15 protein-coding genes are annotated in these 13004 nt (G+C 69.0%); 9 read left to right on the forward strand and 6 right to left on the reverse strand.

From position 1 onward, the window contains the following. The first annotated feature begins 29 nt into the window (after nt 1-29). The 3 genes from ACXJLU_RS22045 to ACXJLU_RS22055 all read left to right on the forward strand — a co-directional run bounded on the left by ACXJLU_RS22045 (nt 30) and on the right by ACXJLU_RS22055 (nt 2650). Complete coding sequence (locus tag ACXJLU_RS22045) at nt 30-578, forward strand: winged helix-turn-helix transcriptional regulator (RefSeq protein ID WP_457334659.1); 549 nt, start codon at nt 30-32, stop codon at nt 576-578. Nucleotides 579-774: 196 nt separating this feature from the next. After that, nucleotides 775-1815 carry an alpha/beta fold hydrolase gene (locus ACXJLU_RS22050; protein WP_457334687.1) on the forward strand — a complete coding sequence of 347 codons (1041 nt, stop codon included), beginning with the start codon at nt 775-777 and terminating at the stop codon, nt 1813-1815. 7 nt (nt 1816-1822) lie between these two features. After that, nucleotides 1823-2650 (forward strand): enoyl-CoA hydratase/isomerase family protein, encoded by an 828-nt coding sequence (locus ACXJLU_RS22055; RefSeq protein WP_457334661.1) that lies wholly within the window; start codon nt 1823-1825, stop codon nt 2648-2650. A 57-nt stretch (nt 2651-2707) separates the two neighbouring features. Here ACXJLU_RS22055 and ACXJLU_RS22060 read toward each other — a convergent pair whose 3' ends face one another. Both ACXJLU_RS22060 and ACXJLU_RS22065 read right to left on the reverse strand, forming a co-directional pair. Beyond that, nucleotides 2708-3118, reverse strand: a complete 411-nt coding sequence (locus tag ACXJLU_RS22060; protein ID WP_457334663.1) for a nuclear transport factor 2 family protein — start codon at nt 3116-3118, stop codon at nt 2708-2710. A gap of 50 nt (nt 3119-3168) precedes the next feature. Beyond that, complete coding sequence (locus ACXJLU_RS22065) at nt 3169-4098, reverse strand: LysR family transcriptional regulator (protein WP_457334665.1); 930 nt, start codon at nt 4096-4098, stop codon at nt 3169-3171. A 109-nt stretch (nt 4099-4207) separates the two neighbouring features. Between ACXJLU_RS22065 and ACXJLU_RS22070 the strand changes: the two genes are divergently transcribed. From ACXJLU_RS22070 to ACXJLU_RS22090, 5 genes are all read left to right on the forward strand, one after another. Further along, nucleotides 4208-5140, forward strand: a complete 933-nt coding sequence (locus tag ACXJLU_RS22070) for a dihydrodipicolinate synthase family protein (RefSeq protein ID WP_457334667.1) — start codon at nt 4208-4210, stop codon at nt 5138-5140. A gap of 9 nt (nt 5141-5149) precedes the next feature. Then, on the forward strand, nt 5150-6115 hold the full coding sequence (locus ACXJLU_RS22075; RefSeq protein ID WP_457334669.1) for a Bug family tripartite tricarboxylate transporter substrate binding protein: 966 nt from the start codon (nt 5150-5152) through the stop codon (nt 6113-6115). After that, nucleotides 6105-6800: an SDR family NAD(P)-dependent oxidoreductase gene (locus ACXJLU_RS22080; RefSeq protein ID WP_457334671.1), complete on the forward strand. Its 696-nt coding sequence runs from the start codon at nt 6105-6107 to the stop codon at nt 6798-6800. Before ACXJLU_RS22075 ends, ACXJLU_RS22080 begins: the two co-directional genes overlap by 11 nt. A 20-nt stretch (nt 6801-6820) precedes the next feature. Then, a complete protein-coding gene (locus ACXJLU_RS22085) occupies nt 6821-7987 on the forward strand; it encodes a mandelate racemase/muconate lactonizing enzyme family protein (protein WP_457334673.1) in 1167 nt (388 codons plus the stop codon). An 87-nt stretch (nt 7988-8074) separates the two neighbouring features. Next, nucleotides 8075-9322 (forward strand): MFS transporter, encoded by a 1248-nt coding sequence (locus tag ACXJLU_RS22090; protein WP_457334675.1) that lies wholly within the window; start codon nt 8075-8077, stop codon nt 9320-9322. Between the two features lie 50 nt (nt 9323-9372). On the opposite strand, the gene ACXJLU_RS22095 is transcribed toward ACXJLU_RS22090, so the two are convergent. Next, nucleotides 9373-10365, reverse strand: a complete 993-nt coding sequence (locus ACXJLU_RS22095; RefSeq protein ID WP_457334677.1) for a Bug family tripartite tricarboxylate transporter substrate binding protein — start codon at nt 10363-10365, stop codon at nt 9373-9375. Nucleotides 10366-10502: 137 nt separating this feature from the next. On the opposite strand from ACXJLU_RS22095, the gene ACXJLU_RS22100 reads away from it, so the two are divergent. After that, nucleotides 10503-11432, forward strand: a complete 930-nt coding sequence (locus ACXJLU_RS22100) for a LysR family transcriptional regulator (RefSeq protein WP_457334679.1) — start codon at nt 10503-10505, stop codon at nt 11430-11432. 22 nt (nt 11433-11454) lie between these two features. On the opposite strand, the gene ACXJLU_RS22105 is transcribed toward ACXJLU_RS22100, so the two are convergent. From ACXJLU_RS22105 to ACXJLU_RS22115, 3 genes are all read right to left on the reverse strand, one after another. Beyond that, the gene (locus tag ACXJLU_RS22105; protein WP_457334681.1) at nt 11455-11928 is read right to left on the reverse strand and encodes a VOC family protein; all 474 of its coding nucleotides are present in this window, start codon (nt 11926-11928) and stop codon (nt 11455-11457) included. 25 nt (nt 11929-11953) lie between these two features. After that, complete coding sequence (locus tag ACXJLU_RS22110) at nt 11954-12613, reverse strand: TetR/AcrR family transcriptional regulator (RefSeq protein ID WP_457334683.1); 660 nt, start codon at nt 12611-12613, stop codon at nt 11954-11956. A gap of 103 nt (nt 12614-12716) precedes the next feature. Further along, nucleotides 12717-13004, reverse strand: a 288-nt coding sequence (locus tag ACXJLU_RS22115; RefSeq protein ID WP_457334685.1) for a phage tail tip lysozyme, incomplete at its 5' end; no start/stop codon positions are given.

The following is a 13004-nucleotide window of genomic DNA, read 5'->3' on the forward strand; positions in this document are numbered from 1 at the left end:
CGCTCGCATGAAAATACGATGTTCGCCGGGTGAGCAGCCCGGTTCTGGAATCAAAGGTTGAGGCGATGGCGACAAAAGCGGAAGACAGACACACGCAGTGCCCGGTGGCCCGCTCGCAGGGCGTGGTGGGCGACCGGTGGACGGTCGTGATCCTGCGCGAGTTGTTCATGGGAAATCACCGTTTCGACGAGATCCTCGCGCAGACCGAGGCGACGCCGCAGATGCTGACCACCCGCCTCAAGCGCCTGGAAAGCGACGGCATGATCGAGCGACGTGCGTACAACACCAAGCCGCTGCGCCACGACTACGTTCTCACGCCGAAGGGGCAGGCGTTCTATCCGGTCATCCTGGCGCTTCGCGCATGGGGCGAGACCTGGTGCAAGACGCGGGGCGAGGCTGTCGCCGTCCGCTACACCCATCGGCCTTGCGGCAAGGATCCGGGGCTGGGCACCGCGTGCAAGGCCTGTGGCGAAGTCCTGCGCAAGGCGGACCTGGAAGCCAACCTGAGCCCGGCCTATGCGCGGGAGCGCGAGAGCAAGGGAAGCGTCGCGAGAAAAAGGATGAAAGCCACGGAGTGACCGGCTCGCAGAGGGCGTGACGCACCGGTCGCGCTCGATCGATCAGCCCTCACATCAGCCCCCTCGCGCGTTGTGGCTATGATTTTCATACTAATCTGCGCCGCGAGGCCTGCGATCAACGCTGCACATGCACCGCAGCAGCGGGCAGGCCTCTGCCTCACCCTTCGTCCGACCGCCAGATCCTCAGGAGAACTGCTTGACCGCAGACATCAACCCCACCCGCCGCACCTTCATCAGCGCCGCCGCCCTCGGCATCGCCACCGCGGAGCTTTCGCTGCTGTCGCCATTGACGGCACGCGCCCAGTCGAACAGCAGCGCTGCTGCGCCTGCCGGCGGCCTTGGCCGGCTCAAGCACGTCAAGGCAGGCGTGCTGAATGTCGGCTACTTCGAAAGCGGCCCCGCCGACGGCATCCCGGTCGTCCTGTTGCACGGCTTTCCGTTCGACGCCAACGCCTATGCCGACGTGGCCCCGCTCCTCGCGGCCAAGGGCTGCAGGGTGATCGTCCCGTACCTGAGAGGCTTCGGCGAAACGCGGTTTCTCGATGCCGCGACGCCGCGATCGGGCCAGCAGACGGCATTGGGGGCCGACCTCGTCGCGCTGCTGGACGCGCTGTCGATTCCGAAGGCCGTGCTCGCCGGCTACGACTGGGGCGGCCGCGCTGCTTGCGCCGTTGCCGCGCTGTCGCCGGAGCGATGCGCCGGCCTGGTCTCGGTCAACGGCTACGCCGTGCTGGACCTGACCCGAACGAGCATTCCGCAGCCTCCGGAGCGCGAACTGCCGGCGTGGTACCAGTTCTACTTCCTCACGGAGCGAGGCAAGGCGGGGTACACCAAGTACCGCCGCGAGACGAACAAGCTGCTGTGGAAGCTGTGGTCGCCGAAGTGGAACTTCGACGACGCGACCTTCGATCGCACGGCGACAGCCTTCGACAACCCGGACTACATCGACGTCACCGTTCACTCGTATCGCCACCGCTTCAACCAGGTGGCGGGCGACCCGGCGTATGCCGAGCTCGACAAGCGACTCGCCACGCTGCCGGTGATCGGTGTCCCGACCATCACGCTGGACGGTGCGGACGACGCCGTCGTGCTGCCGAACAATGGCAGCGCGTACGCCGCCAAGTTCCCGGCGCGCAAGGCCCATCGCATCGTGCCCGGTGCCGGCCACAACCTCCCGCAGGAAGCGCCCCAGGCCTTTGCCGACGCGGTGCTGGACCTGCTGCCGGCCCGGGGATGAGGCCGCCATGTTGAAACTCGATGCCATCCGCACGCGCCGGGAGGGGCGCGTGCTCTTCGCCACGCTCGATGCGCCTCCGTTGAACCTCATCGGCCCGGCAATCGTCAACGATCTCGTCACGCTGGTGCAGCACCTCGAGACCGACGGCAACGACACCTCCGTCGTCGTGTTCGACAGCGCGAGCCCGGACTTTTTCAGTGCCCACGTGGACATGACCGCGGTCCCGGCGCTGCGCGAGAAACTGGCCCGCCTGGGAACGGGCTCGGGCCTCGGGACGCTCTACCTGCGCATCAGTTCGCTGAAGCAGGTCACCATCGCGTCGATCGCCGGTCGGGTCCGGGGAGCGGGCAGCGAGTTCGTCCTCGCCTGCGACATGCGCTTCGCGTCGCGTGAACGGGCTCTCTTCGGCCAGCCGGAAAACGGCGTCGGCGCGATCCCGGGCGCCGGCGCTGTCCAGCACCTGACCCGCCTGATGGGTCGAGGCCGGGCGCTGGAAGTCCTGCTGGGCGCTGACGATTTCACCGCCGACCTGGCGGAGTGCTACGGCTGGGTCAACCGCGCGCTGCCCGACGCGGCGTTGAGCGCGTTCGTCGAGGCGCTCGCGCATCGGATCGGGCGCTTCCCGGCCGAGGGCCTGGCCGACACCAAACGGCAGGTCAACGCCATCAGCCTGCCGAGCATCGAGGCCTTGAACGAAGACAGCCGCCTGTTCCTGCAGGGCGTGTCCCGGCCGCAGACGCAGGCCCGTCTGAAAGCGCTCTTCGCCGAAGGGCTGCAACAGGCGGCCGGCGATGCCGAGATGCACTTCGGAGGCGTGCTGGGCAGGATCGGCTGAGTCCTGGCGGGGTTGGTGCGAGCAGCGCCGCCCCGCATCGCTCCCGCTCCATGCGGCTCAGCGCGGCACGTGGATCAGCGGCTGCAGCGCCACGCCCATCTTCAGCGCCTGCAGCGGGGCGGTATCCACGTAGACGATCTCCTCGCGGATCCGCCCATTCTCGAGCGTCATCTTGTCCACGCCGCACCAGGAAACGAGTCGCTCGCCGTACCGGTTCGAGCTTTTCCATTCGATGTGAATGACGTCGCCCCGGCAGGTCCACGACAACAGCTCCCACACGAGCGCAGGCGTGGCCTTCAGCTGCAGCTCGTTCAGCAGCCCCAGTTCGCGCCCGTAGATCACGCGGTCGTAGATCGGCGAGCGCAATTCCCCATCGGGATGCCACAGGGCGAGGAACGCGGCCCCGTCCTTCGTTGCCCACGCGTGGGCAAATCGCGCCACGAACTCTTCGGCTTCATCCTGCGGCATCGGCTTCTCCCGTTGGAAGCCGCCGATGATGAGCGGCGTTCGCGAAGGCGCTAGCCGCTTTCGGACATGTTCATCGGAGGGCTGTCGACCACGGCCCAGAAGCGTTCGGCGGCCCGCGGCAACGGCGAGCGCGGCCGGAACAGGCGGATCTCGACCTCGATCGCCCACTGCGCGCCGCCCGCGGCGGTCAGGCGGCCGGCGGCCAGGTCGTCGGCGATCAGGCTGCGCGGCAGCCACGCCACGCCGCGGCCGTCCAGCGCCATCGTCTTCAGCACGCTGGCCAGGTGCGCCGTCAGCGCGGACTGCGCATGGGCTTCGGCCAGCGCGCTGCCCCGCAAGGCACGCACCAGGCGGCCGATGCCGGACTCGGCGCTGTACTCGAGCAGCGGCACCGGTTTGCCGCCGGTGCCGTCCAGCCAATGACGTGGCCGGCCCGATGCGTCGGGCGCCGACACCGGCAACAGCGCGTCGTGGCCGACCACCGCCCAGTGGTGCGATGCCGGATCCAGCCGGCTGGGCACCTGCTCATGGGCATGGCACAGCAGGAATTGCACGCGGCCCTGCTGCATCAGCGCCTCGCATTGCTGCATCACGTCGGAGATCAGTTGCACCGGGCCCGGCCCTTGCGCCAGCCGCGACTCCAGCCCGCGCAGCCAGCCCGGCAGGAAGCTGAACGACAGCGCATGGGTGGACGCGATGCGCAGCGTGGCCGAACTCGCATCGGCCACCGCGCGCGCCTGGTCGGGAATGCCCGCGACGCGCGTGAGCAGTTCCTGCGCCACCGCGCGAAACCATTCCCCGGCCTCGGTCAGCGTGGCGGGCTGGGTGCTCCTGTCGAACAGCACCACGCCCAGCCAGTCTTCCAGCGCCCGCACGCGGCGGCTGAAGGCCGGCTGCGTCATGTGCCGCTCCTGCGCGGCGCGCGAGAAGCTGCCACTGGCCGCCAGGGTCAGGAAATCGTCGAGCCAGATCAGGTTCATGGGCGGTGCTCACAAGGCATGGAAGAAGACCCAAGCGGCATTGGTCAAGGCTGGCCGCGGCGCGCAAGATTCACCGCGATTGTTCAACAAACACACAGGAGACAAGACCATGCGCACGATCCAGAACTACCGCGGCATCATCCCCGCGATCGCCTGCCCGTTCACCGGCGACCACCGCATCGACGAGCCCGCGCTGCGAAAGCACGCCTCGTGGCTGGCAACGCAGCCCGGCGTGGTGGCCGTGATGACCAACGGCCACACCGGCGAGGTGTTCTCGCTGCTGCCGCGCGAGCGCGCCGAGGTGACGCGCATCGTCGCCGACGAGCTGAAGGGCCGGCTGCCGGTGATCTCGTCGATCGTCTGCGAAGGCACGCGCGACGCCACCGAGCAGGCCTCGATGGCACGCGAAGCGGGTGCCAAGGCCCTGGACGTGATGCCACCGCACCACTGGCTGCGCTTCGGCTTCCGCCCCGACCACGTGACGCGCTACTTCGAGGCCATCGCCTCGGTCGGGCTCGACCTGGTCGCGCACGTCTACCCGGCATGGACGCGCGCGTCGTACTCGTCGGCCACGCTGGCGGAGCTGGCCCGCCTGCCCGCCGTTGCTGCCTTCAAGGTGGGGCAGCGCGACATGAACAAGTACGCCGCCGACATCGCCGCCATCCGCGCGGCCGATGCGAGCAAGGCGATCCTCACCTGCCACGACGAGTACCTGCTGGCATCGATGGTGCAAGGCGTCGATGGCGCGCTGGTGGGCTTCGCGACCTTCATCCCGAGCCTGATCAACGACCTGTGGGAAGCCGTGAAGGCCGGCGACCTGAAGCGGGCCGTCGCGGTGCAGGCCGTCATCACGCCGCTGAAGGATGCCGTCTACGGCGGCGGCGAACCGACCGGCGAGGCCCATGCGCGCATGAAGATGGGGATGTACCTGGCCGGCGTGCTCGATTCGCCGACCGTGCGCCCGCCCACCGAGGCACCGAACGATGCCGAGATGGCCGCGCTGCGTGCAGCGGTCGCCCAGGCCGGCCTGCTCAAGCGCTGAGGAGCCGACATGAACCGCCAACACTTCCTTCTTTGCGCCGCGGCCGCCGCGCTGCTCGGCCTGGCCACCGGCGCCCGCGCCGAACCCTGGCCCGCCAGGCCCATCACGATGGTCATCCCCTTCCCGCCCGGCGGCACGCTCGACGTGGTGGGCCGTCTTCTGGCCCAGAAACTCGGCCAGCAACTCGGCCAGACGGTGATCGTGGACAACCGCGCGGGCGGTGCCGGCACCATCGGCGCCTCGGCGGTGGCCCGGGCACCGGGCGACGGCTACACGCTGCTGTTCAGCGCGTCGACCTTCACCACCACGCCGATGACGCAGAAGACCGCGGCCTACGACGTGGTCAAGGACTTCGCGCCGGTGGCGCTGGTGGCCAAGGCGCCGCTGGCGATCGCCGTCAACAAGAACCTGCCGTTCAACGACGTCAAGGGCCTGCTGACCTACGCGCGCGCCCACCCGGGCAAGCTGAGCTTCGCGATCGGCTCGACCGGTTCGGCCGGGCACCTGAGCACCGAGATGCTGCGCCGCGCCGGCCAGATGGAATACCTCATCGTGCCCTACAAGGGGTCGGCACCGGCCTACCAGGACCTGATCGGCGGCAGCGTCGATGCCTTCATCGACCCCATCCTCGGCTCGGCGTCGTTCGCGAAGGCAGGCCAGCTGAAGGTGCTGGCCGTCACRTCGAAGAACCGCGTGCCCAGCCAGCCCGACCTGCCGACCGTCGGCGAGACGGTGCCGGGCTACGAGTTCTACAGCTGGTACGGCCTGTGGGGCCCGGCCAGCCTGCCGAAGGAGATCGCGGTGCGCCTGAATGCCGAGGTCAACAAGGCGCTGGGCACCGACATGCGCGAGCAGTTGACGCCGCAGGGGCTGCTGCTGACGCCGGGCTCGATCGACGACTTCGTGCGCTTCCAGAAGGACGACATGGCGCTGTCGCAGCGCATCGTGACCGAGGGGAAGATCCGTGCCGAGTGAACGCCATGCGGTCGTGACCGGCAGCAGTTCCGGGATCGGGCGCGCCATCGCGCAGGCCTTGCTGGACGATGGCTGGCGCGTCAGCGGCCTCGACCTGGGGCCGGCGACGCTCGACCACCTGCAGTTCCACGCGGTGCGCGTCGACCTGGCCGACGGCGCGGCGACCGAGGCCGTGGTACGGCACCTGGCCGTCGCCCAGGCCTTCGTGCATGCCGCCGGCGTGCTGCGCGTGGGCAGCCTCGGCAGTCTTGATGCGGCCGACGGCGAACTGATGTGGCGCCTGCACGTCGATGCCGCCGAGCGCATCGGCAACCGGCTGCTGCCGGCCATGGCAGCCGCGGGGCACGGCCGCGTCGTGCTGATCGGCAGCCGCGTCGCGCAGGGCAAGGCCGGCCGCAGCCAGTACGCGGCGACCAAGGCGGCGCTGGCCGGCCTGTCGCGCAGCTGGGCCGCCGAGGTGGTGGCGCACGGCGTGACGGTCAACGTGGTGTCGCCCGCGGCCACGCAGACGGCGATGACCGACGACCCCGCTCGGCAGGCCGCCGCACCCGTGCTGCCGCCGATCGGCCGGCTCATCCGTCCCGACGAGATCGCCGCGCTGGTGGGCTTCCTGCTCTCGCCCGCGGCGGCGGCCATCACCGGCCAGGACATCCAGATCTGCGGCGGCGCCTCGCTGCCGCGCTGAACACTCCCCAGGAACCCACCATGAAGATCATCGAGATCCGCGAACAGACCAAGCCCATCCAGTCCAGCATCCGCAATGCGTACATCGACTTCTCGAAGATGACGCTGAGCCTGGTTGCCGTGGTCACCGACGTGATCCGCGACGGCAAGCCGGTGATCGGCTACGGCTTCAATTCCAACGGGCGCTACGGCCAGGGTGCGCTGATGCGCGAACGCTTCCTGCCGCGCATCCAGGAGGCCGATCCGGCCACCCTGCTCGATGTGGAACGCGACAACATCGATCCGCACAAGGTGTGGGCCACGATGATGACGAATGAGAAACCCGGCGGCCACGGCGAGCGCTCGGTGGCGGTCGGCACGATCGACATGGCGGTGTGGGACGCGGTGGCGAAGATCGAAGGCAAGCCGCTGTTCCAGCTGCTGGCCGAGCGCTACGGCAACGGCCGCGCCGACCGCAAGGTGTTCGTCTATGCCGCGGGCGGCTACTACTGGCCGGGCCAGGGCCTGGAAGGACTGGAGCGCGAGATGCGCGGCTACCTCGACCGTGGCTACTCGGTGGTGAAGAAGAAGATCGGCGGCGCGTCGCTGGCCGAAGACTGCAAGCGCATCGAGGCCGTGCTGCGCCTGCTCGGGCCGGGGCAGAAGCTGGCGGTCGACGCGAACGGGCGCTTCGACCTGAAGACTGCCATCGCGTATGCGAAGGCGCTGTCGCAGTACGACCTGTTCTGGTACGAGGAAGCCGGCGATCCGCTCGACTATGCCTTGCAGGCAGAGCTGGCGCAGCACTATGCCGGGCCGATGGCCACCGGCGAGAACCTGTTCTCGATGCAGGATGCGCGCAACCTGATCCGCTACGGCGGCATGCGGCCCGACCGCGACTGGCTGCAGTTCGACTGCGCGCTGAGCTACGGGCTGGTCGAGTACCTGCGCACGCTGGAGATGCTGAAGGCGCATGGCTGGTCGGCATCGCGCTGCGTGCCGCACGGCGGGCACCAGATGTCGCTGGCCATCGCGGCCGGGCTGGGCCTGGGCGGCAACGAGTCGTACCCGGACCTGTTCCAGCCCTACGGCGGCTTCCCCGATGGCGTGAAGGTCGACAACGGGTATGTCACGTTGCCGGAGCTGCCGGGGATCGGCTTCGAGGGGAAGGCGGACCTGTATGCGCAGATGAAGGGGCTGGCGGGCTGAGCTGTCGATTCGGCCGGTCGTCGTTCGTCGTGGGGGTGAGGCGGTGGAATCGTTCCGCCGCGCCACGAATCGACAAAGGACCGGATCATGCATTCCTGGAACGATGCGCTGCGCGCGCACTACCGTTGGATCATCGTGGCCGCAGGCGGCGTGCTCGGCTGCGTGGCGATCGGCGGGCTGTTCTCGCTGCCGGTGTTCCTGCGGCCGATCGCGCAGGACACGGGGTGGTCCACCACCGGGATCTCCACCGCGATGACGCTGGCCTTCGCGGCGCTCGCGCTCGGCAGCATCGCCTGGGGCTGGCTCTGCGACCGCGTGGGCCCGCGCATCGTGGTGCTGGCCGGCTCCGTGCTGCTCGCCACCGGTCTCGCGCTGTCCAGCCTGGCGACCTCGCTGCTCGCGTTCCAGCTGCTGTTCGGCGCGGTCGTCGGCTTCAGCGCGGCGGCGATCTTTGCGCCGATGATGGCGTGCGTCACCGGGTGGTTCGACACGCGGCGCAGCCTGGCGGTGTCACTGGTGTCGGCCGGCATGGGCATGGCGCCGATGACCATGTCGCCGCTGGCCGCGTGGCTGGTGCAGGCCCACGACTGGCGAACCGCGCTGCAGGTCATCGCGGCCCTGGCCGCGGCCCTCATGGTGCCGGTGGCGTTGCTGGTGCGCCGACCGCCGGCGCTCGCGCAAGCCCCAGCCGCACAAGCCCTGTCCGCAACGGCATCGGGCGCGGCGCAGGAGCCAGCCACGTCCGTCGGGCAGGCCATGCGTTCTGCGCCGTTCCTGATCCTGGTGCTGACGAGCTTCCTGAGCTGTGCCACCCACTCGGGGCCGATCTTTCACACGGTGAGCTACGCCGTCACCTGCGGCATCCCGCTGATGGCCGCGGTGTCGATCTACAGCCTGGAAGGGCTCGCGGGCCTGGGCGGGCGCCTCGTGTTCGGGCTGCTGGGCGACCGCTTCGGCGCCGCGCGCGTGCTGGTGCTGGCGCTGCTCGCCCAGGCGATCGTGGTGCTGGGCTATGTGGCTGCGCGCGAACTCGGGAGCTTCTACACCGTCGCTGCGTTGTTCGGCTTCACCTATGCGGGCGTGATGCCGCTGTTTGCCGTGCTGGCACGCGAGAATTTCCCGTTGCGCATGATGGGCACGGTGATCGGCGGCATCACGATGGCCAGCAGCCTCGGCATGGCACTGGGGCCGGTGCTGGGCGGGCTGATCTACGACGCGTGGTCCAGCTATGCCTGGCTCTTCATCGGCGCGTTCGCGCTGGGCATCGGTGCCTTCCTGTCAGCGCTGGCGTTCACGCGGCTGCCGCGGCGCCAGACGATCGCCGCAATGGCCTGAGCCGGGCGGCGCCACCTCGAATCGACGAACGCTGAAGAGAAGCGGCGAGGTCAATCGGGTGTGATGCGCACGCGCTGCACGACGGCGCGCCAGATCGGGGTTTCGCTGCGGATCGTCGCGGCCATGTCCCCAGGCGAGCCTGGGCTGACGATTCTTCCGCTGCGTTCGAATGCGGCGAGCAAGGCGGGCGACGTCACCGCCCGCGACAGCTCGGCGTTCAGTCGCTGCACGACCTCGACCGGCGTGGCCTTCGGCGCCAGCATGCCGACCCATACCGTGCCGATGCCGGGCACACCGAGCTCTTCGAAGGTCGGCACCTCGGCCAGCACAGCGACGCGCTGCAGGCCGCCCATCGCCACCTCGCGCAAGGTGCCGGCCTGGATGTGCGCCAGCACCTGCATCACGCCCTCGAGCATCAGGTCCACCTCGCCGGAGAGCACGGCCGCCGTGGCCGCGGGCCCGCGGTAAGGGATGTGCTGTACGTCGATTCCCACGGCGTCCTTGATCAACTCCATCGTCAGGTGCTGTGGCGTGCCGTTGCCCGGCGTCGCGTAGCGGTACCGGCCGGGGTGCGCCTTCAGCAGCCGCAGCAGGTCGGGCCACGACGAAGCCTCGACCGCGGGGTTGAGCGTCAGCACCTGCGGCCCCCTGAACAGCACGCCCAGCGGTGCGAAGTCGGTCAACGGGTCGTACGGCAGGCGCGGGAACAGGCCGGGCGCCGCGCTCATCTGCATCGCATGCACGAGGCTCAGCGTGTGGCCGTCAGGGGCGGCCTGGCGCAAGGCTTCGAGCGCCAGGATGCCACCGGCCGACGGGCGGTTGTCCACCAGCACCGTCTGGCCCGTCTGCGATGCGAACGCCTCGCCGATCTGGCGAGCCGCCACGTCCATCGCCGAACCCGGTGCCGAGCCGACCAGGATCCGCACCACGCCGGCAGGCGCGCTTGCGGCCCGGACCGGCGACCACGCGAGGCTCGATGCACCGGCGGCCCAGGCCAGCAGGCGGCGGCGCGAAGGAGAAGTGGGCAGGCGGTGGGTGGTCATGGCGCGATCGGGGCTGTCGATGGGATCACTCTAGACGTCGAGCACCCCCGCGTCGAGGCAAGCCGACGCAAACCGATCGTGAGTTTTACTCAACAATCGAGCCTTCCCGACGTGTTGACAGGCCCCAAGGAGATTCCATGGACAAGAGCAGCCGCCTCGAGATGCTGGTGCGCGTGGTCGACCAGGGCAGCCTCGTCGCCGCGGGCCGCAGCCTCGGCCTGACGCCTTCGGCGGTGAGCCGCGGGATTGCCGACCTCGAGCGCTCGCTCGGCGCCACGCTGCTGCTGCGCAGCACGCGGCGCGTCCAGCTCACCGAAGACGGCGCGCAGGTCTACGAGCGCGCGCTCGACATCCTGTCGCGCATGCAGGAGCTCGAAGCCAGCGTCGCACGCCGCACGCGCTCGGTGGGCGGCACGCTGCGCGTTGGCTTGCCGGCGCCGATCGGCCGCTACATCGTCTGGCCGCGCCTCGCACTGCTGCTGAACCGCTATCCCGACCTGAAGCTCGACGTCAAACCGATCCAGGACCCGAAAGCCATGCAGTCGGAAAACTTCGACGTGCTGTTGATGGTGGGCGAGCCGCCGCCCTCGCGGCTCGTGGCGCACCGCCTGGCGCTCGGTCGCCCGGGCATCTATGCATCGCCCGACTACGTGCGCCGGTTCGGCGCGCCACAGACCCCCGACGAGCTGACAAGCCATCGCTGCCTGGTGTTCCACGGGCCCTGGATGCAACAGCCGGCCGAGCAATGGAATTTCGAGCGCGACGGCGAGACCCGTTCGGTGCAGGTCAAGGCACGCGTGGTCACGCCCGACCGCGAGGGCCTGATCGTCGCGGCGCTCGCCGGTGCCGGCATCATCCGGATGGCCTGTTTCGACCCAGCGCTCGTACAGAGCCAGCGTCTGCAGCGACTGCTGCCCGAGTGGCAGTGCGCTGCAGGGTTCAACGTCTACGCGCTGCACCGAAAGAGCGCCAGCCTCGCGCCGCGCATCCAGGCCTTCCTGGCATTCGTGCGCGAGTCGTTCGAGGCTTTTGATCCTGAGGAAGTGACGTTGCTGCGGGTCCGATGAAGGAACGCAGCTCGCCGTGGCCTCACCTGCCGTCGAAGGCGGCCTGCAGCGCCGCGACATCGAGCTTGGTCATCTGCATCATCGCGGCCATCGCGCGCTGTGACCCGGCAGCGTCAGAACTCTTGAGCATGTCCACCATCGCGCGCGGCACGATCTGCCACGAGAGACCGAACTTGTCCTTCAGCCAGCCGCACTGGCCGGTGGAGCCGCCCTCGCTCAGGCGCGCCCACAGGCGGTCGACCTCGGCCTGGTCGGCGCAGTCCACCGAGATCGAGATTGCCTCGGTGAACGGAAACTGCGGCCCGGCGTTGAGGGCCAGGAACTCCTGCCCCTCGATGACGAAGCGCATCGTCAGCACCTTGCCCTTCAGCGAGGGCACGGCATCGCCATAGTGCGACACCTCGAGCACCTTGCCGTTCTTGAAGACGGACAGGTAGTGCTCGACGGCCTCGTCGGCGTTGAAGTTGAACCAGAGGCAGGGGGTCAGCTTTTGCATGATGTCTCCTTGGGTGGTTGATGGCTCAGGCGCGACCGCGCCGTGCAGCCGAGGGGGAAGGACGGGAACGGGTGGCGCTCGCGGGGGCCGCTGCCGGGAGCAGCGACGCCACGTACTGGTGGAGGTGCGCGATGGCGCGGCGGGCCGCGTCGGCATCGTGCTGGGCCTTGGCAAGGATGAAGGCGCCCTGGATGGCGGCCTGCGCGAAGAGCGCGACATCCAGCGGATCCCACTTTGCCTTGGGTGCATGCCGGCGCTTGGCCTCGACCAGGTCGGCCGCCACGGTTCGAGCGTGAAAGAGGATGGCCCGGTTGCAGGCATCGCGGATGTCGGGATGCGTGCTGTAGGTCTCCTGCACCATGGTGCCCAGCAGACAGGTGAAGTCGGGCAGGTCACCCTGGATCAGCGACGCGCGGAAGTCGATGTAGGCCAGCACGCGTTCACGCGGATCGGCCACGCTGCGGAACGGGGCCGTTTCGAAGAGGTTGCCGGTGACGCCCGTCCAGTGCTCGGTGGCGGCAACGGCCAGGTCGTCCTTGCCCTTGAAGTGGTGGAAGAAGCTGCCCTTGGTGACGCCCGCCTCGCGGCAGATGTCATCGACCGAACTGCCGGCATAGCCCTGCACGCGAATCACGCGCAAAGCCGCATCGAGCAGCTTTCTCTTGGGGCCTTCGGCGAGTTCCATCATCCTGCACTCCATACCGATTAGTCGGTATGGTGACAATACCGACCAATCGGTATGGTGTCAAGTGCGGACGCGGCCCGCAGCCGGACGGACCGGTGCCCGCTCAGCCCAGCTTCATCGCGTACTCCACCCGCGACGCCATCTGCGGATCGCTCGGCTTCTCGAAGCTGTTGCAGAAGGCCGCGGTGGCGCCGGCCACGTCGTTCGTGCCCTTCACCGCGTCGATCGCGCCCTTGTACTCGCCCTGCAGCTCCTGCTTCAGGTAGCCGTAGTTGGCCGCCTGGCTCGACGGGTCGACGTTGTTGGCCTTGGCGAAGTCGATCAGGCCCTGCTTGCGCACCCCGCCCCATTGGGCGATGCCATAGCCGTTGCCGTTGTCGTCGGCCATGTT

This window comes from Rhizobacter sp. P5_C2, assembly GCF_054049715.1.

Coding starts and splice junctions, on each gene's coding strand:
- ACXJLU_RS22055 (WP_457334661.1), top strand. CDS start 1,823: ATGTTGAAACTCGATGCCATCCGCACGCGCCGGGAGGGGCGCGTGCTC.
- ACXJLU_RS22060 (WP_457334663.1), bottom strand. CDS start 3,118: ATGCCGCAGGATGAAGCCGAAGAGTTCGTGGCGCGATTTGCCCACGCG.
- ACXJLU_RS22065 (WP_457334665.1), bottom strand. CDS start 4,098: ATGAACCTGATCTGGCTCGACGATTTCCTGACCCTGGCGGCCAGTGGC.
- ACXJLU_RS22070 (WP_457334667.1), top strand. CDS start 4,208: ATGCGCACGATCCAGAACTACCGCGGCATCATCCCCGCGATCGCCTGC.
- ACXJLU_RS22085 (WP_457334673.1), top strand. CDS start 6,821: ATGAAGATCATCGAGATCCGCGAACAGACCAAGCCCATCCAGTCCAGC.
- ACXJLU_RS22090 (WP_457334675.1), top strand. CDS start 8,075: ATGCATTCCTGGAACGATGCGCTGCGCGCGCACTACCGTTGGATCATC.
- ACXJLU_RS22095 (WP_457334677.1), bottom strand. CDS start 10,365: ATGACCACCCACCGCCTGCCCACTTCTCCTTCGCGCCGCCGCCTGCTG.
- ACXJLU_RS22100 (WP_457334679.1), top strand. CDS start 10,503: ATGGACAAGAGCAGCCGCCTCGAGATGCTGGTGCGCGTGGTCGACCAG.
- ACXJLU_RS22105 (WP_457334681.1), bottom strand. CDS start 11,928: ATGCAAAAGCTGACCCCCTGCCTCTGGTTCAACTTCAACGCCGACGAG.
- ACXJLU_RS22110 (WP_457334683.1), bottom strand. CDS start 12,613: ATGGAACTCGCCGAAGGCCCCAAGAGAAAGCTGCTCGATGCGGCTTTG.